Here is a 25,415-nt window from a genome sequence, read left to right on the forward strand (position 1 = left end):
CCCGCTCGGTGTGCACGGGTGGCCGCACCGGGTGGGCCGACGCGACCACGGGCGCACAGCGAACGAGCCGCCGACGGCGACCGGGTAACCGGGTAACCGGGTGACCGGGTGACCGGGTGACCGGGTGACCGGGTGACTGGCACGGTACGGCCGGTTCCGGGTGGTCGTCGCCGTTGGCTGTCACGGTGCGTCCGGTTGCCGGCGGTGATCCGGACCAGGAGTGACAGCCAACGGTGGGGCGGGCGGTTCCGGCCGTGCTCACCCGGGGCGGACGTCCGGGCTAGAGGCCCTTCTGGGGTGTCATGCCCATGCGGGCGAGCACCACGTTCTCCAGGATCTGCACCACGTTGTAGAGCACGAGCGAGACCGCCGTGACGGCCACGACCGACGTCCACAGGGCCGTGAACTGCGCCTGCGGGACGAAGCCGCCGATCGAGCCACCGATCCCGCCGCCGACGGCGAGCCACTCGGCCAGGAGCGCGCCCGTGATCGCGCCGGGCACCGAGATCCGCACGGCCGCGAAGAACGCGGGCAGCGAGGACGGGATCGCCACGTGTCGCAGGGTCGAGACGGTGCCACCGCCGTAGACGGCGACCAGGTCGTTCATGTGACCGGCCGCGGACCGCAGCCCGAACGAGATCGTCACGAGCGCCGGGAAGAGCACCACGATGCCGCCGATGACGGCGACGGTGGCGAGATCGCGGCCGAAGATCAGGATGATGACGGGTGCCATCGCGATCAGCGGGACGGAGCGCAGCAGCATCGCCGCCGGCATGAGAGCGTGCTCGACGCCCTTGCTGAGCTGGAACAGCAGCGCCCCGACCATCGCCGCCACGAGCCCGGCGACGAAGCCGATCAGCGAATGACCGAGCGTCACGCCGAGGTTGGCGGCGATCAGCTCACGGTTGGCGGGCGCCGCCGGAACGGTCGTGAGGTAGTTCCAGACGTCGAGCGGGTTCTTGGCGATCAACGGCGAGATGTCGAAGACCGCGAGCACCCCGAACCACAGCACCACGACCGCCACGATCGTCAGCGCGAACGTGGAGAGCGAGCGCGTCAGCGCCTTGACCACCGCCTGGCGGGCCTCACGGCTGACGCGGGACGTCACGGCGTCGGGCGCGGTGGGCGCCGCCGGTGAGGTCGGCGCGGCCACGGTTCCCGCGGTCACGACGCCGCCCCCTTCGACCACGGGGCGACGAGCCGTGCGACGAGACCCACCAGCGCGAACCCGGCCAGCGCCACGACGCCGCTCGCCAGCGCGAGCGCCCAGACCCGGGGAGCGTCGGAGTTCTGCATCGCGAGGGTCATGGCGAGACCGACGCCAGCCTCGATCTTGCCGAAGAACTCGCCGAGCACGGCGCCGAGGAAGGCCGCGGGGACGGCGATCTGCAGGCCGTTGAGGATGGCGGGCAGCGCGGCCACGAGCCGCACCTTGACCAGCTGCGTGAAGCGGCTGCCACCGAAGACCGCCACGACGTCGAGCGCCGAGGCGTCGGCGGACTTGAGGCCGAGCAGCGTGGCCACGACGGTGGTGAAGAAGACCGACAGCGATGCGAGCAGCACGGCCGTTCCCGAGGGCTGTCCGGCCGCCGGCGGCTGGATGAGGACGACGGCGAGGATCCCGACCGCGACGATCGGGATGCAGTAGGTGATGATCGCGAGCTGCGTGATGAGGCCCTCGAGGCGCGGCACCACGATCACGAGGCCGGACAGCACGAGTGCGAGCCCGTTTCCCCACAGGTACCCCGTCCCCGCCCCCGCGAGCGTGACGGAGAAGTTTCGCCAGAAGTAGGCCCACCCGGCGTCGCCGAGCTCCGCCACGACCTCGACCGGCGTCGGGATGGCCGCGGCCCACAGCGCGAGCAGCCACCAGAGCGCGACGATGACGACGCCACCCAGCACGCCGATCGCCCACGGCGGGAGCCGCCGCGCACCGGGGGCGGGCAGGGCCGTCGCATCCCGGCTGTCGCGGCTGTCCGGAGAGACCGGCACGACGGCGGCCGGCGCGTCAGTGGTCATCGGTCGCCGCCCCGCCCTCGCCGAACAGGATTTCGGACGCCTGGTCCACGTACGTGTGGAACTCCGGCGTCCGCATCATCTCCGGGGTCCGCGGTCGCGGCAGGTCGATCGTCATGACCTCCTTGATCCGACCGGGGCGCGGACTCATGACCGCGACCTTGTCCGACAGGAAGATCGCCTCGGAGATGCCGTGCGTGACCAGCAGCGTGGTGGCTGGCCGCTCGGTCCAGATGCGCAGCAGCTCGAGGTTGAGGCGCTGGCGCGTCATGTCGTCCAGCGCGCCGAACGGCTCGTCGAACAGCAGCACGTCCGGCCGCAGGATGAGGGAGCGGGCGATGGAGACCCGCTGCCTCATCCCGCCGGAGAGCTGGGCGGGCTTGGCCTTCTCGAAGCCGTTCAGCCCGACGAGCGCGATCATCTCGCGCACGTAGTCGTCGTCCACCTTGCGCCCGGCCACCTCGAACGGCAGCCGGACGTTGGACAGCACGCTGCGCCACGGCAGCAGCGCGGAGTCCTGGAACGCGATGCCCAGGTGGTTCCCGCGCCGCAGCTCCCACGGGGTCATCCCGTCCACCAGGGCCGTGCCGCCCGTCGGCTCCTCGAGTCCGGCCAGGATGCGCAGGATCGTCGACTTGCCGCAGCCCGAGGGGCCGAGCAGCGACAGGAACGTGCCCTGGTCGGTGAAGAGGTCGGTGTCCGCCAGGGCCGTGACGCGGTTGCGCCCGGTGGCGAAGACCTTCGACAGGCCCTCCAGGCGCAGCCCCGTGCCGAGGCTGCCGGTGGTGCCCGTGGCTCCGGTCGGTGCGGAGGCGGTGGTCGGGCTCGTGGGAGCGCTCATGGTCTGCCGCGCCTCAGCCCGCGTAGTCGACGAGCTCGGGGTTCTCCTCGTAGACCTCGGCCAGGAGCGAGAGGTCGAAGAGGTCGGACGCCTCGAGGTCGATGCCGGCGCCGGCGAGGCTCTCCACCGTCGAGGCCTGCAGCTCCTCGGAGATCGTGAACAGGCCGTTCGCCTCGGTCTCGTCGGACACGATGAGCTCGTTCTGCGCGGTCGCGCCGGCCAGGGTCTTCTCCGGGTCGAGGTCGAGATCGGCGCCGTACACCTCGTACGCGAGGCGCGCACCCTCCTCGGGGTCGTTCACCGCGTCGGTCCAGCCCTTGATCTCGGCCACCAGGAAGGCCTTGAGCTTCTCGCGGTCGTTCGCGATCGCGTCGTCGGTCACGGCCACGCTCTCCGCGACGAACGGCAGGCCGTTGTCGGCGAAGGCGAGGTTCGTGGTCGGGTTGCCGCCCGACTCCACCGTGATGGCCTCGTTGGTGAGGTAGGCGATGAAGCCGTCGACCTCGCCGGAGACCAGGGGCGCGGGGTCGTACTGCACCGGCACGACCTCGACCTCGCTCGGGTCGATGTCGTTGGCCGCCAGCAGCGCCTGGAACAGGGCGGTGTTGGAGTCCTGGACGCCGATCTTCTTGCCGATCAGGTCCTCGGGCGTGGCGATGTCGGCACCGTCAGCCAGCGAGAGGACCGTGAAGGGGTTCTTCTGGAAGGTGGTGCCGATGATCTTCAGCGGGGCGCCCTCGCTCGCGACGACGGAGCCGATCGAGACGGCGTCGGACAGTGCGACGTCGGTGGTGCCGGAGATGAGCTCGGCGGCACCCGTGGAGGGGCCGGCGGTCAGCGTGACCTCGCCCAGACCGGCGTCGGTGTAGTAGCCGTTCTCGAGGGCGAAGAACTCGCCCGCGAACTCCTCGTTCTTGATCCAGCTGAGCTGGACGCTGATATCGCCGAGCGACACCGCGGCGTCGCCGGAACCGGAGGTCGCGGCGCTCTCGGCGTCGTCCCCGCCGGAGCAGGCGGAGAGACCGAGGGCGGCGACGGCGAGGGTCGCGATCGCGAGGGAGCCGCGGGCGCGACGGGGGGTGGTGCGTGCGGTGGGGGTCATCAGGGGCTCCAGGGTCCGGTGCTCCGCCCCGGCGAGCCGGGGGCGGAGCGGGGTGCAGTGAGGCTGACCGTAGAACCACGACGTTTCCGGCTCCGGAGCACTCCGGTTTCCTGCGCGTAACGGGTTGCGGCTGGCGGTGGGCTCGAGGTGTGTCAGGGGCGGTGCTCGGCGCCCAGACGCACCACGGCCTCCGTCAGCGCCCGGATGCCCAGGGCCACGTCGCCCGTGGCGACCGACTCGGCCGGGTGGTGGCTCACGCCGTCGGGGTTGCGCAGGAACAGCATGCCGACGTCGGTCAGCGCACCGATCGCCATCGCGTCGTGGCCGGCGCGGCTGAAGATTCGGGCGGGAGCGTCGGCCCCGCGCGCCAGCGTCGTGGTGATGCCCGCCCCGACGACGTCCTGCAGCAGCGGCGCGCACATCACGGCCGCCGCGCTGTGGATCTCGCGCCAGGCCCAGCGCAGCCCGCGGCCGCCCATGATCGTGTCGAGCTCGCGCCCGAGCGCGTCCCACACGCGGTCGCGGTCGTCGTCGAGCTCACCGCGCAGGTCGAGCGAGAACCGCACCTGGCCCGGCACCACGTTGACCGCCCCGGGGAACGCCTCGAACTGCCCGACCGTGCCGACGATGTGGTGCTCCGCACGGCAGATCCGCTCCACCGCGAGCGCAGCCTCGCTCGCGCCCAGCAGCGCGTCGTGCCGCATGTCGTACGGCGTCCCACCCGCGTGGCGGGCCTCGCCGTCGACCACGACCTGGAACCGCCGGGCGCTCGCGATCGAGGAGACGACGGCGAGCGACTCGCCCCGCCGGTCCAGCTCCGGCCCCTGCTCGATGTGCGCCTCGAGGTAGCCCACCAGCTCCTCCGGCCGCCGTGCCGCCTCGCCGATCCGGCCGGGGTCGAGGCCGAACTCGAGCGCGGCCTGCCGCAGCGTGGTGCCGCCCGCGTCGGTCAGCGACCACCACTCCGGCCGCCACAGACCCGCCACGGCGCTCGACCCGAGCAGCGCCTTGCCGAACCGGGTGCCCTCCTCGTCGGAGAACGCGATCACCTCGAGCGCGAACGGGAACGGCGAGGACGCGCGGGGCCCGCCCGCGCCGTCGACCACCACGCGCAGCAGCCGCACGACCTCCAGCGCCATCAGCACACCGACGACGCCGTCGTACCTCCCCGCGTCCAGCACCGTGTCCAGGTGCGACCCCAGCAGCAGCGCCGGCGTCTCGTCGCGCAGCGCCCGCTCGCTCGCGGACGGGCCGGGGTCGCCCGCGATCACCGTGGCGCGCGGGCGCGGCGCGAGCCGGCCGATCTGGTTGCCCGCCGCGTCCTGCCGCGTGGTCATCCCCAGCTCGCGCATCCACTCGGCCACCAGTCGGTTCACGCGCGCGTGCTCGGGCGAGAGATGGACGCGCTCGATCGTGCCGGGGGTCGCGGTCACGCGCGCCAGCTCGTCGCAGCGCGTCATGGCTCGCCGCGCGGCCGTCGCGAGCAGCTCCGGGGAGATCTCCAGCAGGGTCCGCCAGCTCACGCGGCTCCCCGGTAGGTGTCGGTCGCGGCCTCGACGCCCCCGCCCGCCGGGGCGGCGAAGCCGAAGCGTCGCAGCACCTGCTCGAGCGCGGCGAGCGTGGTCACGACGGCGTCCTGGCGGGCGTTGTAGCCCATCGTCCCGATCCGCCAGACCCGCCCGTGCAGCGGTCCGAACGACGTGCCGATCTCGATGCCGAAGTCCGTCAGCAGCGCGGCGCGCGCGACGTCGCCGGGGACGCCGTCGGGGATCTCGACGGCGACGACGTTGCTCATCTTGTGCGCGACGTCCCCGAACACGGTCAGCCCCAGCGCCCGGACACCGGCCAGCATCGCCTCGCCGGCGAGCGCGTGGCGCGCGATGACGGCGTCGCGACCCTCGAGCGCGATGACGCGCGCGCACTCGCGCGCCGCGTAGAGCATGGACGTCGCCTCGGTGTGGTGGTTCAGCCGACGCGGCCCCCAGTAGTCCAGGATCATGCCGACGTCGAGGTAGTTGGAGCGGATGAAGTCGACGGCGACCGGGTCCCCCTCCTCGCGGATGCCCGCCTCGATACGGGCACGGCTGCGCACCACCTCCACCGCGCGGTCCGACATCACGAGCGGCGAGGAGCCCGACGGGCCGCCGAGGCACTTCTGCAGGCCGGCCGTCGCGGCGTCCAGGCCCCACGCGTCCGCCTCGAACGGGTTGCCGCCGAGCGAGGCCGTGGCGTCGGAGTAGAACAGCACGCCGTGCCGCCGGCAGATCTCGCCGATCTCCTCCAGCGGCTGCAGCATCGTGGTCGAGGTGTCGCCCTGCACCAGCGCGAGCAGCGTCGGGCGCACGCGCGTGATCGCCTCCTCGATCGCCGACGGCGCGAACACCTGACCCCACGCCGTCTCGATCGTGTGCACCTCCGCCATGGCGCGTTCGGCGATCTCGGCCAGCAGGTGCCCGAAGCGGCCGAAGATCGGCACGAGCACGCGCTCACCGGGGCGCACGAGCGAGAGGACCGCGGCCTCGATGCCCGCGCGCGAGGTGCCGTCCACGAGGACGCACGCGTCCGCCGTCGACGACCAGACGTTCCGGAAGAGGGCCTGCGTCTGCGTCATCGCCTCGGTCATGAACGGGTCGTACTGCCCGACCAGCCGGGCGGACATCGCGCGCAGCACGCCGGGGTAGGCGTCGACCGGGCCCGGGCCCATCAGCAGGCGGTGGGGCGGGTCGATCGGTCCGGGGACGTCGGTCAGCACGGTCACGACCGGCTCCTTCCGTGGTGCGGGGGTCGCGGCGGGGCCGGGACGGACGAGGGGTGGAGCAGGTCGGCCAGCCGCCGAGCCAGGCGCACGAGGGCGATGTCGGTCCCGGCGCGCGAGGTCAGGCAGACCCCGACCGGCGCCGGTCCGAGCTCGCTCGGCAGCGTCAGCAGCGGCAGCGAGACGGTGGGCAGGCCGGCGACCGAGGCCGGCGTCGTCATCCGCAGCGTGCGCGTGCGCACGTCGGCGACCCCGTCGCCCGTGGCGGTGCGCGACGGCGCGGGGCCGGGCACCGTCGGGGCGATCAGCACGGTCCCGGCCACGAGGCCGCGGAGGTGGTCGGCGCGGTCGGCGAGGTCGGTGCGCGCCTGCGCCTCGACCGCGGCGGTCACCTCGGCGGCGGCGCGCATCCGCTCGGCGACGGCGGCGCCGAGCGCGTGCGGGTGCGCGCGCACCCACTCCCCGTGGTTGCGCCAGGCCTCGGCGCCCTGCACGAGGCGGAAGGGGTCGGCGTAGCCCGCGAGGTCGCCGATGCTGACCAGATCGACCGGCGGGGCGTCCGGCAGCTCCTGGACGGCGGCCAGGAGCGCCTCGAAGGCCTCGGCCGTGGCGGGGTCGGCGGCCGCCAGCACCTCCTGCGGCACGGCGAGGCGCCACGGCAGCTCGACGCCCGACTCTCCGTAGACGCTCTCCGTCGATTCTGAGCCGTCGTAGCTGAGGCACCAGTCGGCGATCCGCTGCAGCGTGTGGCCGTCGCGCGTCAGCCAGCCGACGGTGTCGAACGACTGCGCGAGCGGCAGCAGGCCCTGGCGCGGGACGAGCCCGTGCGTGGTCCGCAGGCCCCACAGCCCCTGGTAGGACGCGGGCACCCTGACCGAGCCCGCGGTGTCGGTCGCCAGGCCGATGTCGGCCTGGCCCGTGGCGACGGCGGAGGCCGGGCCGCTCGAGGAGCCGCCGGGCAGCGCGCCCGGGAGCGCACCGTTCGGCGGGGTGCCGTGGTGGGGGTTGTCCCCGGCGACCGAGTAGGCGAGCTCGTCCGTGCGGGCGATGCCGCGCAGCGACGCGCCCGCGCGCAGGAGGTCGACGACGGCGGGTGCGCTGGCGGGCTCGACGCGCGCGGTCTCGAGGTAGGTCGGGTTCCCGGCACCGATCCGGTAGCCCTTGAGCGCGAAGAGGTCCTTGACCGCGACGGTCCGGCCCGCGAGCGGGCCGTCCCACGAGCCCTGCCACAGCGGGTCGCCGACGCTGCGCCAGATCGAGCGGTCCAGGGCCTGGGCGCGCGGTGTGACGTGCGCGGCGGTGATGAGCCAGCGGCCCTCGATCCGCTCCCAGAGCTGGGTCTGCGTCCCCGTCCCGCCGATCGCGTATCGCGAGAGGGCCACGACGAGGGCGGCGTCCGGTCCGAGCCGACGGTGCTCGACGCGCTCGATCACGCGCTCCGGCACGCCGCCGCGCGTGCTGCGGAAGGAGCTGATGACGTCGTGGCCCACGAGGAGGCCCGCGGCGTCGGCGCGCATCGTCGCCGGTCCGGGCGCGAAGGCGGCGTCGAGCGCCTCGAGGTCGTCGGCGGCGATGGCTCGCTCGTAGTCCTCGAAGGCCGCCAGCAGATCGGGTGGCATCGATGCGGTCACGGACCCTGCCTCTCCTGCGGTGGTGCGGTGGCGACGCCGGCGTCGGCGTCGGCGGTGCTCGAGCCCTCGAAGTCTGCCTTGCGGATGCGCGCGTGCACCCCGCACACGAGGTCGACGACCTGCGAGACGTCGAAGTCGGTCGCGGCCGAGAGGTAGGCGTAGGCCAGGTGCTCGGCCATGCCGTAGCGGGCGCGCAGCAGCGCGATCGCGGCGCGCACGCAGCAGCGCAGCGCCTCGGCCAGGTCGGCGTCCATCCCGGTGGGCACGAGGTGCTCCGACGTCTCCACCAGGGGTCCGGTCAGCTCCCCGTAGGCCTCGCGCGCCTGAGCCGCGGGGATCACCTCGAGGCGGACGGTCGCGCGCAGGGATGCCTCCAGCGCCGTCAGCGCGACCTCGCCGTCGCCCTGCGCGAAGTGCGGGTCGCCCACGTACGCCAGGGCACCCGGCACCTGGACGGGCAGGAGCAGCGACGTGCCCTCGACGAGCAGGTTGATGTCGATGTTCCCGCCGTGGGGTCCGGGCGGCACGGAGTGGTGGCGCTCGTCGCCCGCCGTCGCCACGCCCATGATCCCGAGGAACGGGGCGAGCGGGAACGTCACGACGCGCGGGCCGCCGTCGACGAGCGGCAGGGCCCCGACGGGTACGCCGTCGCGCACCTGCACGGGCGTGAAGACGCTGACGGCGGCCGTGTCGGGATCGCGCGGGAGCTCGCCGGGCAGCGCGCCGCGCCCGTGCCGGTTGGAGATGACGCCGTAGGGCACGCGCGGCACGAGGCGCTCGACGCTCAGGCGCAGGAGGTCGCCGGGCAGGGCGCCCTCGACGTGCACGGGCCCGGTGACCACGTGCGGGCCGTCGTGCTCCGGGTCGCGCGCGAGGTGCGCGGTGATGGCGACGGCGTCGTCCAGCACCTCCTCGCGCGGCACCCCGTGACCGGCGAAGTACGCGACGGGGTCGGAGCCCTGGTCCGGCAGCAGCCCCTCGTGGCTGACGGTGTCGAACGTGACGCTCTCGCCCGAGGCGATGCGCAGCACGGGGTCGTCCGCCGCGCACGGGAGCCGGCCCCACAGGACGGTGGTCGGGGCCGCGGGGAGGTAGTGGTCGCCGGGGCGCTCACCCGTCCCGGGCTGCAGCACGGGACCCACCCCTCGCTCCGTGCTCACGCGGTGCCGCCGGCGAGGATCTCGCGTCCGGCGCGCGCCAGCACGCCGTCGCCGCGCCGCCACACCGGGACGCCGTGGACCCACGTCTGCTCGACGACCCCGTCGAGCACCTGGCCGTGCCACGGGCTCAGCTTCGTGCGGTACTCCAGGGTCGCCGCGTCGACCTCCCAGCGGGTCTCGGGCGCGAACGCGACGAGGTGGGCCGGGGCGCCGACCGCGATGCGTCCGGCAGCCTCGAGGCCGGCGATCCGCGCGGGCCCCGTGGTGAGCAGCGGGAGGAGGTCCTCCAGGGCCACTCCGCGCACGCGAGCCTGCGTCCAGAGCGCCGACAGGCCCGTCTGCACGCCCGAGATGCCGCCCCACGCGAGCCCGAGGTCGCCCCCGCCCTGCTCCTTCAGCGCGAGCGTCGAGGGGGAGTGGTCGCTGACGACAGCGTCGATCGTGCCGTCGAGCACGCCCTCCCACAGGAGGTCCTGGTTCGCCTGGTCGCGGATGGGCGGGCAGCACTTGAACGCCGGTGACGCGTCCGGCACGTCCTCGGCCCGCAGCGTCAGGTAGTGCGGACAGGTCTCCACGGTCAGCCGCACGCCCTCCGCCCGCGCGGCGCGGACGGCGGGCAGCGTGCCGCCGTCGGACAGGTGCACGACGTGCGCGCGGGCCCCGGTGCGGCGCGCGGCCTCGATGACCCCGGCCACGGCGACGGCCTCGCTCGCCGGCGGCCGCGACGCGAGGAAGTCGGAGTAGCGCACACCGAGCGGACCGCCGGGGTGCAGGTGCCCGGGATCCTCTGCGTGCACGATGAGGAGGCCGTCGAACCCCGCGATCTCGGTGAGCGCCGCCTCGAGCTGCGCGGGTTCGAGGTGTCCGAACTCGTCGATGCCCGAGGGTGCGAGGAAGCACTTGAAGCCGACGACGCCGGCGGCGGCCAGCTCGCGCAGCGCGCCCAGGTTCTCGGGCACGGCGCCGCCCCAGTAGGCGACGTCGACGGCGAGCTTGCCCGCCGTCGCGGCGCGCTTGGCCGCCAGCGCGTCGGGCGTCGTCGTCACCGGCACGCTGTTGAGCGGCATGTCGACGACGGTGGTGACGCCGCCCGCCGCGGCTGCGGCCGTGCCGGTGGCGAAGCCCTCCCACTCGGTGCGGCCGGGCTCGTCGAGGTGCACGTGGCTGTCCACGAGACCGGGCAGGAGCACGTGCTCGGGCGGCAGGACGACGTCGGCACCGCCGTCGAACTCCTCGATCGCGGCGATGCGGCCGCCCTCGAGGTGGATCGTGGCCGGGCGCGGCGGGCCGCCGAGGTGCACGCGCTGAGCTGCGACGGATCGCGGGGCTGTCATCCCGCGACTGTAGGAAGGTCGGGTTTCCCCCGGGTTACCGCCTCGTCTCCGACGGACACGTCACCGACCCGTCGCCGACCAACCCCGACGTGCTGCCGACACGGGGCCGTCACGGGCGGCGGCTACCGTGGCCGCGTGCACATCGAGGAGTTCGACGAGCTGACGGCGGAGCGCGCGGCCGAGGTCGTGGGTGTCTGGGCGGCGGTGCCCGCCTGGGTGGACGCCGTCGTGGCCGGCCGGCCCTACGGTTCGCGAGCGGCGCTGACCGAGCGAGCGGCGGCGCTCGCGGCGACCTGGCGCGCGCCGGACCTCGACGCGGCGCTCGCGCACCACCCGCGCATCGGTGAACGGCCGCGCGGATCCGGCGCCGAGGCCGACGCCTCGCGCAGCGAGCAGTCCGCGATGGCCGGCGCCGAGCAGGACGTCACGGAGGCGATCGCGGCCGCCAACGCTGCCTACGAGGACCGGTTCGGCCGCGTGTTCCTCATCCGTGCGGCGGGGCGCTCGCCGCACGAGATGCTGGAGCAGGCGCGCCGCCGGCTCGCCAACGACGACGCGACCGAGGCCGCCGAGGCCCTGGACCAGCTCGCCCAGATCGCGGAGCTCCGGCTCGCGTCGAGCATCGAGGAGGACGCATGAGCACCGCGCCGGCCACCACCCACCTGACCACCCACGTGCTGGACGCCTCGGCGGGGACCCCCGCCGTCGCCGTCCTCGCCGTCCTCTGGGCCGCCGGGGGCGAGGAGATCGCCCGCGCGAAGACCGACACCGACGGCCGCGCCGCGCTCGGACCGGAGCGGCTGCCGGTGGGCACCTACGTGCTGACGTTCGCGACCGGTGCCTACTTCGCCCGCCGCGACGTCGAGACGTTCTACCCCGAGGTGGCCGTGACGTTCGCCGTCGCCGACGCCCCGGACGGCTCGCTGCGCCACCACCACGTGCCGCTGCTGCTCAGCCCGTTCGCGTACAGCACCTACCGCGGCAGCTGACGCCGAGCGGGCGAGCGCCGAGGCGGAACAGCCCCGAACCACCACCGAAACGGTCCCGTGACACGTCGTCCCTAGCGTGAGCCGGGTGAAGATCATCGTGGTGGGCGCGGGCATCGGGGGCACCAGTGCGGGCATCGCGCTGCAGCGGCTGGGTCACGAGGTCGTGATCTACGACCGGATGCGTGAGAACCGACCCGTCGGGGCCGCGCTCTCGCTGTGGTCCAACGGCGTCAAGGTGCTCAACTGGCTCGGACTGTCGCGGGAGGTCGCCGCGCTCGGCGGACGCATGGAGACGATGTCCTACCGCGACGGCGCGGACGGCGAGACGTGGTGCCGGTTCCCGCTTGACCCGGTGGCGTCGGCGACGGGGCAGCGGCCGTACCCGGTGGCGCGCGCCGACCTCCAGGAGCTCCTGATGCGGACGTTCGGCACGGAGCGCATCCACCTCGGCAAGGAGGTCGTGGGGCTCGAGGACGACGGCGAGCGCGTGACCGCGCACTTCGCCGACGGGACGAGCGACATCGGTGACCTCCTGCTGGGCGCCGACGGCGCGCGCTCGCTCACGCGGGACTGGGTGAACCAGGGTGGGGCGCCGATCGAGCGGAGCTACTGCGGGTACACCAACTACAACGGGCTCGTCCCGGCCGATGCCCGGATCGGGCCGCTGACGGAGTGGACGACCTACGTCGGTGAGGGCAAGCGGTGCGCGGTCATGCCCGTGGCGGGGGACCGGTTCTACTTCTGGTTCGACGTGCCGCAGCCGGCCGGTCTGCCCTACGACCGCACCGAGGGCAAGCAGCCGCTCCTGGAGGCGTTCGACGGGTGGGACGCGCCGGGGGTGCGGACGCTCCTGGAGGCGATCGACCCGGCGTCCTCGCTCAACCGCGTGGAGATCTGGGACATCGACCCGTTCCACACGTGGGTGCGCGGCCGGGTCGCGATCCTCGGGGACGCCGCCCACAACACCTCGCCCGACATCGGTCAGGGCGCGTGCTCGGCGCTCGAGGACGCGTTCGCGCTCGGCATCCTGTTCGCCACGAACACCGAGGGGGTCGAGGACACGCTCCTGCGCTACCAGGCGGTGCGCAGCGAGCGTGCCGGGGACCTCGTGCTGCGAGCGCGCCGTCGCGGTGACGAGACGCACGCGTTCGACCCGGCCGTGACGCAGGCCTGGTACGACAGCCTGCGCACGCAGGACGGCGCCGGCATCATCCGCGGGATCGTCGGCAACATCGCGGGCAGCCCCGTCAACCTCGGCGGCGGGGTGCTGATCTCGTCAGCGCTCGGCGGGGGCGTCGACGCTCGGGACGGGTGCTGAGCCGTTCACCCCGGCGCCCCCGGCGCCCGCGGCCGCCGCGGTCGGTGCGGACGTCGGGGCGGCCGCGAGGTCGCGCCCGTCGGGGCCGTGCGCCGAGGGGTCGGCCTGCGCCGCGGGCGAGCCGAGCAGGATGTTGAGCAGGATCGCCGTGATGGCGCCGGCCGAGATGCCCGAGTCGAAGATGAGGGTGAACCACGTCGGGAACTGGTCGTAGATCGTGGGTGACACGGTGGGGAGCAGCGCGACGCCGATCGAGATCGCCACGACGAGGATCGTGCGGTTGGTGAACGCGACCTTGCCGAGCGTGCGGATGCCCGACGCCGCGACCATCCCGAAGAGCGCGATGCCGGCGCCGCCGAGCACGGCCCGCGGCACGCCCTCGACCCCGGCCGCGACCTTCGGCAGCAGACCGAGGACGACGAGGATGCCGCCGGCCATGGTCGCGACGTAGCGCGAGCGCACGCCGGTCAGCGAGACCAGCCCGACGTTCTGCGCGAACGCCGTGTACGGGAACGTGTTGAAGATGCCGCCCAGGACGGTTCCCAGACCGTCGGCGCGCAGGCCGTCGGCGAGCGAGCGGGGCGTGACCGGCTTCTCGACGATCTCGCCGACGGCGATCATGTCGCCGGTCGTCTCGGTCATGATCACGATGCCGACGATGAGCATCGAGACGATCGCGGCCACCTGGAACGTCGGCACCCCGAAGTGAAACGGCGTCACGACGGCGAACCAGCTCGCGTCGCCGACGGCCGAGAAGTCGACCATCCCCGGGACGAGCAGCGCGGCGATCGTGCCGAGCACGAGGCCGGTCAGGACGGACACGCGCTGGATCGCCGGGGGAGCGAACCGCTCCACGGCGAGGATCAGCACCAGCGTGCCGGCCGCGAACGCGACGTTCACGGGCGGCGCGCCGTCCTGCGCACCGTCCACGATCCAGCCGGCGGCCACGTCCATCAGGGACAGCCCGATGATCGTGATCACGGTGCCGGTGACGATCGGCGGGAAGAACCGCAGCAGGCGCGAGAAGAACGGCGCCAGCAGGATCATGAAGACGCCGCACGCGATGGTCGCGCCGAAGATCGCGGTGATGCCGCCGTCCCCGTTCCCGATCGCGATCATCGGCCCGACGGCGGCGAACGTGACGCCCTGCATGAGCGGCAGCCGCACCCCGAACCGCCAGAACCCGATCGACTGCACGATGGTCGCCAGGCCCGCGACGAACAGGTCGGCGCTGATGAGGAACGCCATCTCCTCCGGGCTCAGCCCGATCGCCCCACCCACGATGAGCGGCACGGCGACGGCGCCCGCGTACATCGCGAGCACGTGCTGCAGGCCCAGGGGGAACAGCCGCGCCAGGGATGGGACCGTGTCGACGGTGTTGGCGCTGTCGACGGTGCCGCTCGTCTCGCTCGTGGCCATGGGTCGCTCCCTGCTCCGAGGGGCGACGGCCGGGAGCGCGTCGCTCCGTTGCCGTGACGAGGGTGAGCGTAGACACGTTCGAACGAGCGCGACCAGGCGTCTCAGGAAGGTTTTACCGCGTCGTTACGGGCGGGCGACGTCGGCCCGGCGCGGGCGGTTCGTCCGGCCGTCGTCCACGGGTCGTACGCGGCGAGCGCGGGAGCGGAACGACCTGCCACCATGCTGCCCATGTCCACCACCGCGCCGCGTCCGGCGCCCGTGTCCCCTGCCTCCGGCGTCGTCGGCGTGCTCGACCGCTACTTCCTCATCAGCGAGCGCGGGTCGACCGTCGGTCGCGAGATCCGCGGCGGCATCGTGACGTTCGTGGCGATGAGCTACATCATCGTGCTGAACCCGATCATCCTCGGCGGCACCGACGGGACCGGCGCGTTCCTCGGCGGCGGGGACGCGGCGTCGGCGCAGGTCAAGATCGCGGCGACGACGGCGCTCGTCGCCGGGCTCCTGTCGATCGCCATGGGCGTGGTCTCGAAGATGCCGATCGCGATGGCGGCGGGCCTCGGTCTGAACGCCGTCGTGGCCTACGGCATCGCGCTGATGCCGGGCATGACGTGGGCGGACGCGATGGGCATCGTCGTGCTCGAGGGGCTGCTGATCCTCGTGCTGGTGCTGACCGGGGTGCGGCAGGCGGTGTTCAACGCGGTGCCGGCCGAGCTCAAGGTCTCCATCAGCGTCGGCATCGGCCTGTTCATCGCGTTCATCGGCGTCGTCAACGCCGGCTTCGTCCGCACCGGGGCCGGGACGCCGGTCGAGCTCGGGATCGGCGGGTCGATCGCGAGCTGGCCGCTGCTGGTGTTCGTCGTCGGCCTCATCGTCTCGATCGTGCTGTGGATCAAGCAGACGCGCGGCGCGCTGCTGATCTCGATCGTGGCGACGACGGTGCTCGCGTTCCTCATCGAGACGTTCGGCCACGTGCAGGGCGGTGCCGAGGGGACCGGGTGGGCGAGCAACGTGCCGGTGTGGCCGGGGTCGCCCGTCGCGGCGCCCGACTTCTCGCTGGTGGGTCAGGTGTCGCTGCTCGGCTCGTTCGAGAAGCTCACGTTCATCACCGTGGTGCTGCTCGTCTTCACGCTGCTGCTCGCGGACTTCTTCGACACGATGGGCACGATGGTCGCCATCGGCGGCGCCGCCGGACTGCTCGACGCGCAGGGCAACCCGCCCCGCACCAAGCAGATCCTCGTGGTCGACTCGCTCGGCGCGGTCGCGGGTGGCGCGGGTTCGGTCAGCTCCAACACCGCCTACATCGAGTCCTCCGCCGGCGTGGCCGACGGCGCTCGCACCGGCCTGGCCTCGGTGGTCACCGGCGCCGCGTTCCTGCTCGCGACGTTCCTCTCGCCGCTCGTGCTGATGGTCCCGGCCGAGGCCGCCGCACCCGCGCTCGTGGTCGTCGGCTTCCTGATGATGACCCAGATCACGGGCATCGACTGGAAGAACCTCGAGGTCGCGATCCCGGCGTTCCTGGTCATCGCGCTGATGCCGTTCACGTACTCGATCACGGTCGGCCTCGGCGCCGGGTTCGTCACGTTCGTGCTGATCAAGGTGCTGCTGGGCAAGGGCCGCCAGGTGCACGCGCTGATGTGGGTCGCCGCGGTGATGTTCGTCCTGTACTTCGTGCGGGGCCCGATCCAGGCGCTGGTGGGCTGACCCGCCGCCGGCGGTGGCGTCCGCGGCGTCCGGGTGGCGGCCCCGGCGGCGCGCGCCGCCACCCGCCGATAGGCTCGGGCACCGTGAAGATCCTCGTCGTCGGCTCCGGCGCCCGTGAGCACGCCCTCGCCCGTCACCTCGCGCTGGCGGGGGCCGATCTCGTGATCGCACCGGGCAACCCCGGCACAGCCGCCTGCGGCGAGAACCGCGCCGTCGACGCGAACGACCCGGCCGCCGTCGCCGCCCTCGCCCGGGAGATCGACGCCGAGCTGGTCGTCGTCGGACCCGAGGCGCCGCTGGTCGCGGGCGTCGCGGACGCGGTGCGCGCCGTCGGCATCCCCGTGTTCGGGCCCGATGCCGCGGCCGCCCGGCTCGAGGGCTCCAAGGCCTTCGCCAAGGACGTCATGGCCGCGGCCGAGGTGCCCACGGCGCTCGCCCACGTCTGCACGACGCAGGCCGAGGTGGCCGACGCGCTCGACGCCTTCGGCCCGCCCTACGTCGTCAAGGACGACGGGCTCGCGGCCGGCAAGGGCGTCGTGGTCACCGACGACCGCGAGGCCGCCCTCGCGCACGCCGCCGACTGCCTCGCGAAGGCGGTCGGGGCGCACGTCGTCAACCAGGTGGTGATCGAGGAGTTCCTCGACGGCCCCGAGGTCTCCCTCTTCTGCCTGAGCGACGGCGTCGACGTCCTCCCGCTCGCCCCCGCGCAGGACTTCAAGCGGATCTTCGACGGCGACGCGGGACCCAACACCGGCGGCATGGGCGCGTACACGCCGCTCGCGTGGGCCCCGGACGACCTCACCGAGCAGGTGCTGGAGCGGGTGGCGCGCCCCACCGTCGCCGAGCTCGCGCGCCGCGGGACCCCGTTCGTCGGACTGCTCTACTGCGGCCTCGCGCTCACGAGCCGCGGGCTGCGCGTCATCGAGTTCAACGCGCGCTTCGGCGACCCCGAGACGCAGGTCGTCCTCGCGCGTCTCGCCACCCCGCTGGACCGGGCGCTGCACGCGGCGGCCACCGGCTCGCTCGAGGAGCTCGGCGGCCTGCACTGGACCGACGACGCCGCCGTGACCGTCGTGCTCGCCACCCCCGGCTACCCGGAGCAGGCCCGCACCGGCGGCGCGATCACCGGCGTCGAGGACGCCGAGGCCGTCGACGGCGCGTGGGTGCTGCACGCCGGGACGGCGCTCGACGACGACGGTCACCTCGTCGCCGCCGGTGGCCGCGTGCTCTCGGTCGTCGGCACCGGTGCGACCCTCGCGGAGGCCAGGGCCGTGGCCTACGACGCGGCCGGCCGGATCTCGCTCGAGGGCGGCCAGGTCCGCACCGACATCGCGCTGCGCGCCGAGCGCGGCGAGGTCACCGTCCCCGGTCCGCAGGCCTAGGGATGGTCGACCCCAGCCTGCTGCTGCTCGCGATCGCGGTCCTGCTGGCCGTCGTCGTCGGCGGCCTGCGGATGGCGCGCGCCGCGGTGCTGCGGGGCGGCGACCGTCGGTCGGTCGCGCTCGACACCGACGTCGGTGTGGACCGCCGCTCCTGGGCGCTCGAGCGCGGCTGGCGGTACGCACCCGGCCCGAGCCCGATGCCGCCCGACGGCCTCGAGCCGCCGGGCTTCCTGGCACCCGTCGAGGCGACCCACGTGCTGCTCGGCACTCACGACGGCCGCACGCTCCTGATCTCGACGCGCTCCGGCGAGTACCTCAGCCCGGTCGGAGGCGACCGGGTCGACTGGCGCAGCCAGACGGTCCGCCTGGCCCACCGCCGTGCGGCGCCGCCCCTGCTGCTGGTGCTCGGCGGTCAGGACGCCACCGGTCCGTTCCCCGGACTCCTGCGGCGACGGCCCGACCTCGCCCTCGTCCGCTCGCCCCTCGGGCTCCCGTGGCTGCTCGCCACGCCGCCGGGTCAGGAGGAGGCGGTGACGACGGCGCTCGCGCACGTCCTGCACGCCGACGTCCCCGGCGGGGTGGTGGTCCAGGCGGACGGGGAGAGCGTCGTCGTCGCGTTCCCCGGCGAGGGCACGCGCGCGCAGGTCGTGCGCCTGCTCCGGCTCGCGGAGGACGTCGCCCTGGCGCTCGAGCGGGTCGGGGCCGAGCCAAGCTCGGTCGAGGACGCCTAGCCCGAGGTCCTACGAGGTCGGCGCGTGCCGCTCCAGGAACGCGTACACCTCGGCGTCGTCGACCCCGGGGAAGCTGCCGGACGGCAGGGGCCGCAGCACCTGCGCGTGCACCTGGGCGCTCGGCCACGCGTGGTCCTCCCAGCGCGCGGCGAGGTCGACGGCGGGGCGTCGGCAGCACGAGGCGTCGGGGCAGCGCGACTGCGTGCGGACGGTGGTCTCGCGACCCCGGAACCACTTGGCCTGGTTGAACGGGACCCCCACCGTGATGGAGAACCGGGAGCCGGCCCCCGCGCCACCCACGGATCCGGTCTGGCTCGCCTCGAAGTACGTGCCGGTCGGGGTGTCGGTGTACTGGTGGTACTCGGTGGTGCGGTCGCGCTGGGCGAGCACCTGCCGGGCTGCCCAGAACCGGCAGACGCTCTGTCCCTCGATCGCGCCGGTCGCGTCCTCGGGGAAGGCGATGCCGTCGTTCTCACCGCCGCGCACGAGGGTGCCGTCGCCGTCGACCCACACCAGGTGCACGGGGATGCCGAGCTGGCTGGTGGCGAGGTTGATGAACCGCTGCGAGGCGAACTGGTGGGTGATCCCGAACGCGTCGCGGAAGTCCTCGATCGCGAGGTCCTTGCGGGCCTTGGCTGCCTCGAGGAACGGTACGGCCGCGCCGCGCGGGACCAGCGCGGCCGCGGCGAAGTAGGTGATCTCGAGTCGCTGGCGCAGGAACTCGGCGTACGACTCCGGCCGCCCGTGGCCGAGGATGCGGTGCGCCATCGCCTGGAGCGCGAGGGAGCGCAGGCCGTGGCCGCCGGGGATCGACGCGGGCGGGAGGTAGATGCGGCCGTTGGCGAGGTCGGTGACGGTGCGCGTGGAGTGCGGCAGGTCGGGCACGTGGATGATGTCGAAGCCGAGACTCTCCGCCATCCGCGCGACGGTCCGGTGCGTCACGGCGCCCTGCTCGTAGCCCGCTTCGCGGATCGCCGCCTCGGCGAGGTCCTCGAGGTCCGGCACGTAGCTGTCGAGCCGCTGCATCGTCAGCCGCAGATCGGTGGTGGCCCGGCGGGCGGCCTCCGGCGTCGCCACGGCCTCCCGGGCGCGCCGGGCGAGCTCGCCGTGCAGCGCGGTCAGCGACTCCAGCACCGCGAGAGGCAGGGTGCGGCTCGGACGGACCACCGGTGCACCGAGCTCGCGGTAGAGCGCGGCGCGCTGCGCGTGCTCCAGGGCGATCTCGAGCTGGGCCCGGCGGTCGGGGGGCGGTTCGTCGGCGATCAGCTGAGCCGCCGGCACGCCCACGGCGCGCGCGAGCTGCTGCAGCAGCGACAGCCGCGGTTCGCGGCGCCCGTTCTCGATGTGGGAGAGCTGCGCCGTCGTCGTCCCCGCCGTCTCCGCGAGCTGCGCGAGGGTCAGCCCGGCCGCGGTTCGGAAGTGGCGCAGGCGGCGACCGAGGGTGAAGGCGTCCGACGCCGTCGCCTCCGCCTCGGGGGTCTCACCGACGTCGATGTAGGACGTGCGACGCGCCTGGGGTGCCATGAGTTGACGATAGGGCAACTTTCGCCGTAGTTGCACAAGGGCGGGCCTGCAAATCTTGCACGGGTGGGCCCACGCTGGTCCCATGACCGCAACCATCGTCCCCCCGAGCGCCACCTCCGCCACCGCCGGCACCGGCACTGACACCGGCGAGGCTGCGCCGCACGCCCGTCCCGTCCACGGCACGCCGTCGACGCGCGCCGACGTCCTCGCGTGGGTCGAGCGCACCGCCGCGCTGACCGAGCCGGACCGGATCGTCTGGATCGACGGCAGCGACGCCGAGAACGCCGCGCTGCTGGCCGAGATGGTCGACGCCGGCACCCTGCTCCCGCTCAACCCCGAGCTGCGCCCGGACTCCTACCTCGCGCGCTCGTCGCCGAGCGACGTGGCGCGGGTCGAGGGCCGCACGTTCATCTGCTCCGCCACGCGGGAGGCCGCCGGGCCGACCAACAACTGGCGCGACCCGGCCCAGATGCGCACCATGCTCGCCGGCCTGTTCGCCGGGGCGATGCGCGGCCGCACGATGTACGTCGCGCCGTTCGCGATGGGTCCGCTGGACTCCCCGCTGGCGCGCTTCGGGATCGAGATCACGGACTCGCCCTACGTCGTCGTGAGCATGCGCATCATGACGCGGATGGGCGAGGGCGCCCTGGGGCGGATCGACGACGGCGCGGCCTGGGTGCCCGCGATCCACAGCGTGGGTGCGCCGCTCGGGCCGGACGAGGTCGACGTGGCGTGGCCGTGCAACGACGAGAAGTACATCGTGCACTTCCCCGAGAGCCGCGAGATCTGGAGCTTCGGCTCTGGCTACGGCGGGAACGCGCTGCTGGGCAAGAAGTGCTTCGCGCTGCGGATCGCCTCCGTGATCGCGCGCGACGAGGGCTGGCTGGCCGAGCACATGCTGCTCATCCGGGCCACCTCGCCCGAGGGACGGCGGCTGCACCTCGCGGCCGCGTTCCCCTCCGCGTGCGGCAAGACCAACCTCGCGATGCTGCAGCCGACGCTGCCGGGCTGGAGCGTGGAGACGCTCGGCGACGACATCGTCTGGATGGCGCCCCGGACCGGCGAGGACGGCGTGACCCGCCTGCGCGCGATCAACCCGGAGGCGGGCTTCTTCGGCGTCGCCCCGGGGACGGGGTGGGCGACCAACCCGGTCGCGATGGAGACGATGCGCTCCGGCGTCGTCTTCACGAACGTGGCGCTGACCGACGACGGCGACGTGTGGTGGGAGGGCATGACCGAGCAGGCTCCGGCGCACCTGATCGACTGGCGCGGCGAGGACTGGACGCCGGCGGCGGGTCGTCCCGCCGCGCACCCGAACGCGCGCTTCACCGTGGCGGCCGCGCAGTGCCCGACGATGGCGCCCGACTGGGAGGACCCCGAGGGCGTCGCGCTCGACGCGATCCTGTTCGGCGGCCGCCGCCCCTCGACCGTGCCGCTCGTGAGCCACGCCGGTTCGTGGACGCAGGGCGTGCTGATGGGGGCGACGGTGGCCTCGGAGCGCACGGCCGCGGCCGAGGGGACGCTGGGGGAGCTGCGTCGCGACCCGTTCGCGATGCTGCCCTTCACCGGCTACGCGCTTGCCGACTACCTGGCGCACTGGCTCGCCGTCGGGGAGCGGCTCGGCGAGGGCGCACCGCAGATCTTCGGCGTCAACTGGTTCCGCAAGGACGCCTCCGGACGCTTCCTGTGGCCCGGTTTCGGGGAGAACGCGCGCGTGCTGGCGTGGATCGCCGGGCGGGTGGCCGGGACGGCGGGCGGCCGGGCGACGGCGATCGGGCGCGTCCCCACGCCCGACGACCTGGACGTGTCGGGCCTCGGCCTGAGCGAGTCGACGCTCGACCAGCTCGTCGAGGTCGATCCGGTGGCGTGGCAGCGCGAGCTGAGCCGCTCGGCGCAGTACCTGGAGGAGATCGGGGCGCCGGCGGCGCTGCGCCAGGAGCTGATGGCGTCGATCGACCGCCTCTGAGTGCCCGCCGCCCCGTCCGGCCGGCGGGCCGACTCCCCGCCGACAATGCGTATGAGTGCTCTATCCCGCCGACAGGGCAGTCACGCGCATTCTCAGCGAGCTCCCCCTCCGTCGACCCTGCAGATGACTGCTCTATCGCTCGGACAGAGCAGTCACCGGCATTCTCGGCGAACCGGTGGGGGTGCGAGCGGCGTCAGGCGCGGGGCTCGAGCGTGTCGCGCCAGGAGTGCTCCGGGCGCCAGTCGAGGATGCGCTCGGCCGCCGAGATGTCGAACAGCGTCCCGGTCCCGGACACCTCGCGTCGCAGCTCGACGCCGGGGAACACCTCCGCCAGCAGGTCGGCGGAGTCGCGACGCATGCACGTGTCCGCCGCGGCGATGATGACGTTCGGCGCGCTGCCCGCCCCGCCCAGCGCCTCCTCGGACGCGACGAGCCCCGCCCGGCACGCGGCGGCGGCGTCACGCGCGTCGATGTAGCTCCACAGGTTCCACTTCCGCGCCAGGGGCTCGTCCCACGACGGCGGGAACAGGTCGCGGTAGTCCTGCGTCGTCATGACGTTGGAGAACCGCAGCCCGACGTGGCTGACGCCCGTCCAACGCGCGTAGGTCGCCGCCATCTGCTCGGTCACGACCTTTGACAGCGCGTAGGTGCTCTCCGGCCGCGGGAAGTGGGCCTCGTCGATCGGCGCGTACCAGGGCGGGGTGTCCAGCGGCAGCCCGAGCGTGGTCTCGCTCGAGGCCCAGACCACGCGCCTCAGCGCGTGCGTGCGCGCCGCGGAGAGCACGGCCTGGTTCATCGCGACGTTGGTCGTGAACGTGACGCCCTCGGGCCGCAGTCCCGGGGCGGGGATGTTCGCGAGGTGCACGACGCCGTCGCACCCCTCGAGTGCGTCGACCACCTGGCCGAGATCGGTCAGGTCGACGGTGAGGGCGGCGACGGCGACGTCGCGCACCGCGGCCGGGGCGGGGGCGACGTCGAGCGCGACGACGTCGTAGCCGGCCGCCGCGAGGTCGGCGACGGTGTAGCCGCCGAGCTTGCCGGAGGAGCCGGTGACCGCGATGCGGCCGGAGGTCAGGGGGGACGCCAGTGTCATGGCCTCAGCGTAGGTGAACGCTCACACGCAGGCCATGGTCACGTCGCGTTCCACAGGTCGCGGTAGTAGGCGGCGCGCACGGGATCGGGCTCGACGCCGTACGCCGCCACGAGCGCGTCGGCCCATCCGGGTCCGTAGTTCCACTCCGTGCTCATCGCCGCGACGGCGAGGTCGGCCCACCGGTCGGCGACCCCGAGCGCGCCGAGGTCGACGTGCCCGACCCAGGCCCCGGCGTCGTCGATCAGGGTGTTGGGGACGCACGCGTCGCCGTGGCACACCACCAGGCGATCGATCGGAGGTGCCTCGTGCATCGTCGCGGGGACCACGACGCCGCGCCGGCGGGCGTTCGCGATCCGCGCCGGCACGCCCCAGTCGAAGGGACAGCCGTCGACGGGGAGCGCGTCGTGCAGCGCCCGCAGACCCTGCCCGACGGCGCGCACCGCCGTCTCCGGATCGGCGATCCACCGCGGGTCGACGGCGGAGCGCCCCGGCAGGGCGCGGGTCACGAGCCACTCGTGCGTGGCGTCGGAGCCGTGCTCGAGAACCTCCGGCACCGGGATGAACGGAGCCGCCCACGCGAGGCGGTCGGCCTCGTCGGCCATCGAGGTCTCGAGGTGGCGCGGCCCCCACTTGAGGAATCGGTCGCCGTGGCTGTCGGCGGTGCGGCCGGTCGCACGGAAGGTCAGCCCGCCGATCGCGTTGGTCCACACGGCATCGAGGGGGTCGCCCTCGGCCAGCCCGCGCACCCGGCCGGGGACCTCGATCTCGCCGACGGGGATGCTCACCGGCCCAGTCTGCCCCTGCTCGGTCCCGTCCGGGGTAGCCAGGCCCGCGCGCGAGAACGCCCGGTGCTGCTCGACCGTGGGGTTCGAGCCGCACCGGGCGTTCTCGGCGAGCGGGACCGGCCCCGGGGCTCAGCTCTGCTGGGTCTCGCTCCGGTCGGCGCTCCACTCGGTGTGGTAGACACCGCCCTTGTCGACCCGCTGGTAGGTGTGCGCGCCGAAGAAGTCGCGCTGCGCCTGGATCAGCGCGGCCGGCAGACGCTCGGCGCGGACGCCGTCGTAGTAGGCGAGCGAGCTGGAGAACGCCGGGACCGGGATGCCGTTCAGCGCGGCGCCGGCGACGACGCGGCGCCAGGAGGAGACGCCGTCGCCCACCGCGGAGGCGAAGTACGGGTCGGAGATGAGCAGCGCCAGCTCGGCGTCACGCTCGTAGGCCTCGGTGATGCGGTTGAGGAAGCGGGCGCGGATGATGCAGCCGCCGCGCCAGATCCGGGCGCACGCACCGCGGTCGATGTTCCAGTCGTTCTCGAGCGAGGCGGCCGCGATCTGGTCGAAGCCCTGGCTGTAGGCCACGACCTTGGAGGCGTAGAGCGCGCGACGGACGTCCTCGATGAAGGCGGCCGCGTCCTTGACGTCCCAGCCGGCCGTCTCGGCGGCGAGGTCGGCGGCGCGCGCGGCCTCGCGCTGCGGCACGGAGCCGGACAGCGCACGGGCGAACGTCGCCTCCGCGATGCCCGTGATCGGCACGCCGAGGTCGAGCGCGGACTGCACGGTCCAGCGACCGGTGCCCTTCTGCTCGGCCTGGTCGAGCACGACGTCGACGAACGCCTTGCCGGTCTCGGCGTCCACGTGCTGGAGCACGTCGGCCGTGATCTCGATGAGGTAGGACTCGAGGTCGCCGGTGTTCCACTCCTCGAAGATCTTCCCGACCTGCGCGGCCGACAGCCCGAGCGCGGACCGCAGGAGGTCGTAGGCCTCGGCGATCAGCTGCATGTCGGCGTACTCGATGCCGTTGTGGACCATCTTGACGTAGTGACCCGCGCCGTCCGGGCCGATGTAGGTGCTGCACGGGACGCCGTCGACCTTGGCCGAGATCTTCTCGAGCATCGGGCCGAGCGTCTCGTACGCCTCGCGGGTGCCGCCGGGCATGATCGAGGGCCCGTTCAGCGCGCCCTCCTCACCGCCGGAGACGCCGGTGCCGACGAAGTGGAAGCCGCGGTCGCGGAGCGACTTCTCGCGGCGGATCGTGTCGGGGAAGTGGGCGTTGCCGCCGTCGACGATGATGTCGCCCGGCTCCATGTGCGCCGCGAGGTCCTCGATGACCGCGTCGGTCGGGCCGCCGGCCTTGACCATGATGATGACCGTGCGGGGCGCCTTGAGCGAGGCGACGAAGTCCGCCGTGGACTCGCTGGGGACGAACTCGCCGTCGCTCCCGTGCGCCTCGATGAGGGCCTGCGTCTTGGAGTTCGAGCGGTTGTGCACCGCCACGGTGTACCCGTTGCGCGCGAAGTTCCGCGCGAGGTTGCTTCCCATGACCGCGAGCCCGGTCACGCCGATGTCTGCCACGCCAACGTTTGTCATGCGGCCATTCTGCCGCGCCGAGCCGTGGCGCGCAGACCGTGTCTGCCCCTCGGGCACGCGGGCGCGCACGCGGGCGGATACTGGTCGGCA

General features: G+C 73.7%; 21 protein-coding genes. 7 read left to right on the top strand and 14 right to left on the bottom strand.

The annotated features are described in order from the left end of the window. Positions 1-280: 280 nt before the first annotated feature. From SERN_RS07790 to allB, 9 genes are all read right to left on the bottom strand, one after another. Entirely contained in the window at positions 281-1,168 is an 888-nt protein-coding gene (locus tag SERN_RS07790; RefSeq protein WP_233251537.1) for an ABC transporter permease, read from the bottom strand. Then, entirely contained in the window at positions 1,165-2,019 is an 855-nt protein-coding gene (locus SERN_RS07795) for an ABC transporter permease (protein ID WP_135849534.1), read from the bottom strand. The genes SERN_RS07790 and SERN_RS07795 overlap by 4 nt, the downstream gene beginning before the upstream one ends. Further along, positions 2,009-2,857 (bottom strand): ABC transporter ATP-binding protein, encoded by an 849-nt coding sequence (locus tag SERN_RS07800; protein ID WP_135849535.1) that lies wholly within the window; start codon positions 2,855-2,857, stop codon positions 2,009-2,011. Before SERN_RS07800 ends, SERN_RS07795 begins: the two co-directional genes overlap by 11 nt. A 13-nt stretch (positions 2,858-2,870) precedes the next feature. Next, positions 2,871-3,959 carry an ABC transporter substrate-binding protein gene (locus SERN_RS07805; protein WP_135849536.1) on the bottom strand — a complete coding sequence of 363 codons (1,089 nt, stop codon included), beginning with the start codon at positions 3,957-3,959 and terminating at the stop codon, positions 2,871-2,873. 152 nt (positions 3,960-4,111) lie between these two features. Continuing rightward, the gene (locus SERN_RS07810; protein WP_135849537.1) at positions 4,112-5,482 is read right to left on the bottom strand and encodes a Zn-dependent hydrolase; all 1,371 of its coding nucleotides are present in this window, start codon (positions 5,480-5,482) and stop codon (positions 4,112-4,114) included. Next, on the bottom strand, positions 5,479-6,663 hold the full coding sequence (locus SERN_RS07815; RefSeq protein ID WP_135849824.1) for a pyridoxal-phosphate-dependent aminotransferase family protein: 1,185 nt from the start codon (positions 6,661-6,663) through the stop codon (positions 5,479-5,481). Before SERN_RS07815 ends, SERN_RS07810 begins: the two co-directional genes overlap by 4 nt. 50 nt (positions 6,664-6,713) lie before the next feature. After that, positions 6,714-8,345 (bottom strand): AtzH-like domain-containing protein, encoded by a 1,632-nt coding sequence (locus SERN_RS07820; RefSeq protein ID WP_233251538.1) that lies wholly within the window; start codon positions 8,343-8,345, stop codon positions 6,714-6,716. Continuing rightward, the gene (locus tag SERN_RS07825) at positions 8,342-9,505 is read right to left on the bottom strand and encodes an acetamidase/formamidase family protein (protein ID WP_233251539.1); all 1,164 of its coding nucleotides are present in this window, start codon (positions 9,503-9,505) and stop codon (positions 8,342-8,344) included. The genes SERN_RS07820 and SERN_RS07825 overlap by 4 nt, the downstream gene beginning before the upstream one ends. Next, positions 9,502-10,839, bottom strand: coding sequence for an allantoinase AllB (gene allB, locus SERN_RS07830; RefSeq protein WP_135849538.1), 1,338 nt, complete (start codon positions 10,837-10,839; stop codon positions 9,502-9,504). Before allB ends, SERN_RS07825 begins: the two co-directional genes overlap by 4 nt. Positions 10,840-10,974: 135 nt before the next feature. On the opposite strand from allB, the gene uraD reads away from it, so the two are divergent. The 3 genes from uraD to hpxO all read left to right on the top strand — a co-directional run bounded on the left by uraD (position 10,975) and on the right by hpxO (position 13,146). Next, complete coding sequence (gene uraD / locus SERN_RS07835) at positions 10,975-11,478, top strand: 2-oxo-4-hydroxy-4-carboxy-5-ureidoimidazoline decarboxylase (protein ID WP_135849539.1); 504 nt, start codon at positions 10,975-10,977, stop codon at positions 11,476-11,478. Then, positions 11,475-11,828 carry a hydroxyisourate hydrolase gene (uraH, locus tag SERN_RS07840; RefSeq protein ID WP_135849540.1) on the top strand — a complete coding sequence of 118 codons (354 nt, stop codon included), beginning with the start codon at positions 11,475-11,477 and terminating at the stop codon, positions 11,826-11,828. The genes uraD and uraH overlap by 4 nt, the downstream gene beginning before the upstream one ends. Before the next feature lie 85 nt (positions 11,829-11,913). After that, a complete protein-coding gene (hpxO, locus tag SERN_RS07845) occupies positions 11,914-13,146 on the top strand; it encodes an FAD-dependent urate hydroxylase HpxO (protein WP_135849541.1) in 1,233 nt (410 codons plus the stop codon). On the opposite strand, the gene SERN_RS07850 is transcribed toward hpxO, so the two are convergent. Next, on the bottom strand, positions 13,105-14,565 hold the full coding sequence (locus tag SERN_RS07850; RefSeq protein WP_135849542.1) for a nucleobase:cation symporter-2 family protein: 1,461 nt from the start codon (positions 14,563-14,565) through the stop codon (positions 13,105-13,107). The genes hpxO and SERN_RS07850 overlap by 42 nt on opposite strands. A gap of 228 nt (positions 14,566-14,793) precedes the next feature. Here SERN_RS07850 and SERN_RS07855 point away from each other — a divergent pair, with 228 nt between their 5' ends. The 3 genes from SERN_RS07855 (at position 14,794) to SERN_RS07865 (ending at position 18,379) form a co-directional block, all read left to right on the top strand. Further along, the gene (locus SERN_RS07855) at positions 14,794-16,266 is read left to right on the top strand and encodes an NCS2 family permease (RefSeq protein ID WP_135849543.1); all 1,473 of its coding nucleotides are present in this window, start codon (positions 14,794-14,796) and stop codon (positions 16,264-16,266) included. 83 nt (positions 16,267-16,349) lie between these two features. Further along, positions 16,350-17,648: a phosphoribosylamine--glycine ligase gene (gene purD, locus SERN_RS07860; protein ID WP_135849544.1), complete on the top strand. Its 1,299-nt coding sequence runs from the start codon at positions 16,350-16,352 to the stop codon at positions 17,646-17,648. Between the two features lie 2 nt (positions 17,649-17,650). Then, entirely contained in the window at positions 17,651-18,379 is a 729-nt protein-coding gene (locus SERN_RS07865; protein WP_135849545.1) for a hypothetical protein, read from the top strand. Between the two features lie 9 nt (positions 18,380-18,388). Here SERN_RS07865 and SERN_RS07870 read toward each other — a convergent pair whose 3' ends face one another. Beyond that, complete coding sequence (locus SERN_RS07870) at positions 18,389-19,903, bottom strand: helix-turn-helix domain-containing protein (RefSeq protein ID WP_135849546.1); 1,515 nt, start codon at positions 19,901-19,903, stop codon at positions 18,389-18,391. An 82-nt stretch (positions 19,904-19,985) separates the two neighbouring features. Here SERN_RS07870 and SERN_RS07875 point away from each other — a divergent pair, with 82 nt between their 5' ends. Beyond that, entirely contained in the window at positions 19,986-21,869 is a 1,884-nt protein-coding gene (locus SERN_RS07875) for a phosphoenolpyruvate carboxykinase (GTP) (protein WP_135849547.1), read from the top strand. A gap of 193 nt (positions 21,870-22,062) precedes the next feature. Here the strand turns inward: SERN_RS07875 and SERN_RS07880 are convergent, their stop codons facing one another. The 3 genes from SERN_RS07880 to gndA all read right to left on the bottom strand — a co-directional run bounded on the left by SERN_RS07880 (position 22,063) and on the right by gndA (position 25,325). Beyond that, positions 22,063-22,962, bottom strand: a complete 900-nt coding sequence (locus SERN_RS07880) for an NAD-dependent epimerase/dehydratase family protein (RefSeq protein ID WP_135849548.1) — start codon at positions 22,960-22,962, stop codon at positions 22,063-22,065. A gap of 38 nt (positions 22,963-23,000) precedes the next feature. Beyond that, positions 23,001-23,747, bottom strand: a complete 747-nt coding sequence (locus tag SERN_RS07885) for an aminoglycoside 3'-phosphotransferase (protein ID WP_135849549.1) — start codon at positions 23,745-23,747, stop codon at positions 23,001-23,003. Between the two features lie 129 nt (positions 23,748-23,876). Continuing rightward, entirely contained in the window at positions 23,877-25,325 is a 1,449-nt protein-coding gene (gene gndA / locus SERN_RS07890; RefSeq protein ID WP_135849550.1) for an NADP-dependent phosphogluconate dehydrogenase, read from the bottom strand. Between the last annotated feature and the right edge of the window lie 90 nt (positions 25,326-25,415).

The sequence above is a fragment of the Serinibacter arcticus genome, from assembly GCF_004786095.1.
In the GTDB taxonomy this organism is placed as follows: domain Bacteria; phylum Actinomycetota; class Actinomycetes; order Actinomycetales; family Beutenbergiaceae; genus Litorihabitans; species Litorihabitans arcticus.

Bases quoted from the DNA above. Each gene is read 5' to 3' on its own strand.
- SERN_RS07795 (WP_135849534.1), bottom strand. From the start codon at position 2,019: ATGACCACTGACGCGCCGGCCGCCGTCGTGCCGGTCTCTCCGGACAGC.
- SERN_RS07800 (WP_135849535.1), bottom strand. From the start codon at position 2,857: ATGAGCGCTCCCACGAGCCCGACCACCGCCTCCGCACCGACCGGAGCC.
- SERN_RS07805 (WP_135849536.1), bottom strand. From the start codon at position 3,959: ATGACCCCCACCGCACGCACCACCCCCCGTCGCGCCCGCGGCTCCCTC.
- SERN_RS07815 (WP_135849824.1), bottom strand. From the start codon at position 6,663: ATGGGCCCGGGCCCGGTCGACGCCTACCCCGGCGTGCTGCGCGCGATG.
- allB (WP_135849538.1), bottom strand. From the start codon at position 10,839: ATGACAGCCCCGCGATCCGTCGCAGCTCAGCGCGTGCACCTCGGCGGC.
- uraH (WP_135849540.1), top strand. From the start codon at position 11,475: ATGAGCACCGCGCCGGCCACCACCCACCTGACCACCCACGTGCTGGAC.
- SERN_RS07850 (WP_135849542.1), bottom strand. From the start codon at position 14,565: ATGGCCACGAGCGAGACGAGCGGCACCGTCGACAGCGCCAACACCGTC.
- SERN_RS07855 (WP_135849543.1), top strand. From the start codon at position 14,794: ATGTCCACCACCGCGCCGCGTCCGGCGCCCGTGTCCCCTGCCTCCGGC.
- SERN_RS07865 (WP_135849545.1), top strand. From the start codon at position 17,651: ATGGTCGACCCCAGCCTGCTGCTGCTCGCGATCGCGGTCCTGCTGGCC.
- SERN_RS07870 (WP_135849546.1), bottom strand. From the start codon at position 19,903: ATGGCACCCCAGGCGCGTCGCACGTCCTACATCGACGTCGGTGAGACC.
- SERN_RS07875 (WP_135849547.1), top strand. From the start codon at position 19,986: ATGACCGCAACCATCGTCCCCCCGAGCGCCACCTCCGCCACCGCCGGC.
- SERN_RS07880 (WP_135849548.1), bottom strand. From the start codon at position 22,962: ATGACACTGGCGTCCCCCCTGACCTCCGGCCGCATCGCGGTCACCGGC.
- gndA (WP_135849550.1), bottom strand. From the start codon at position 25,325: ATGACAAACGTTGGCGTGGCAGACATCGGCGTGACCGGGCTCGCGGTC.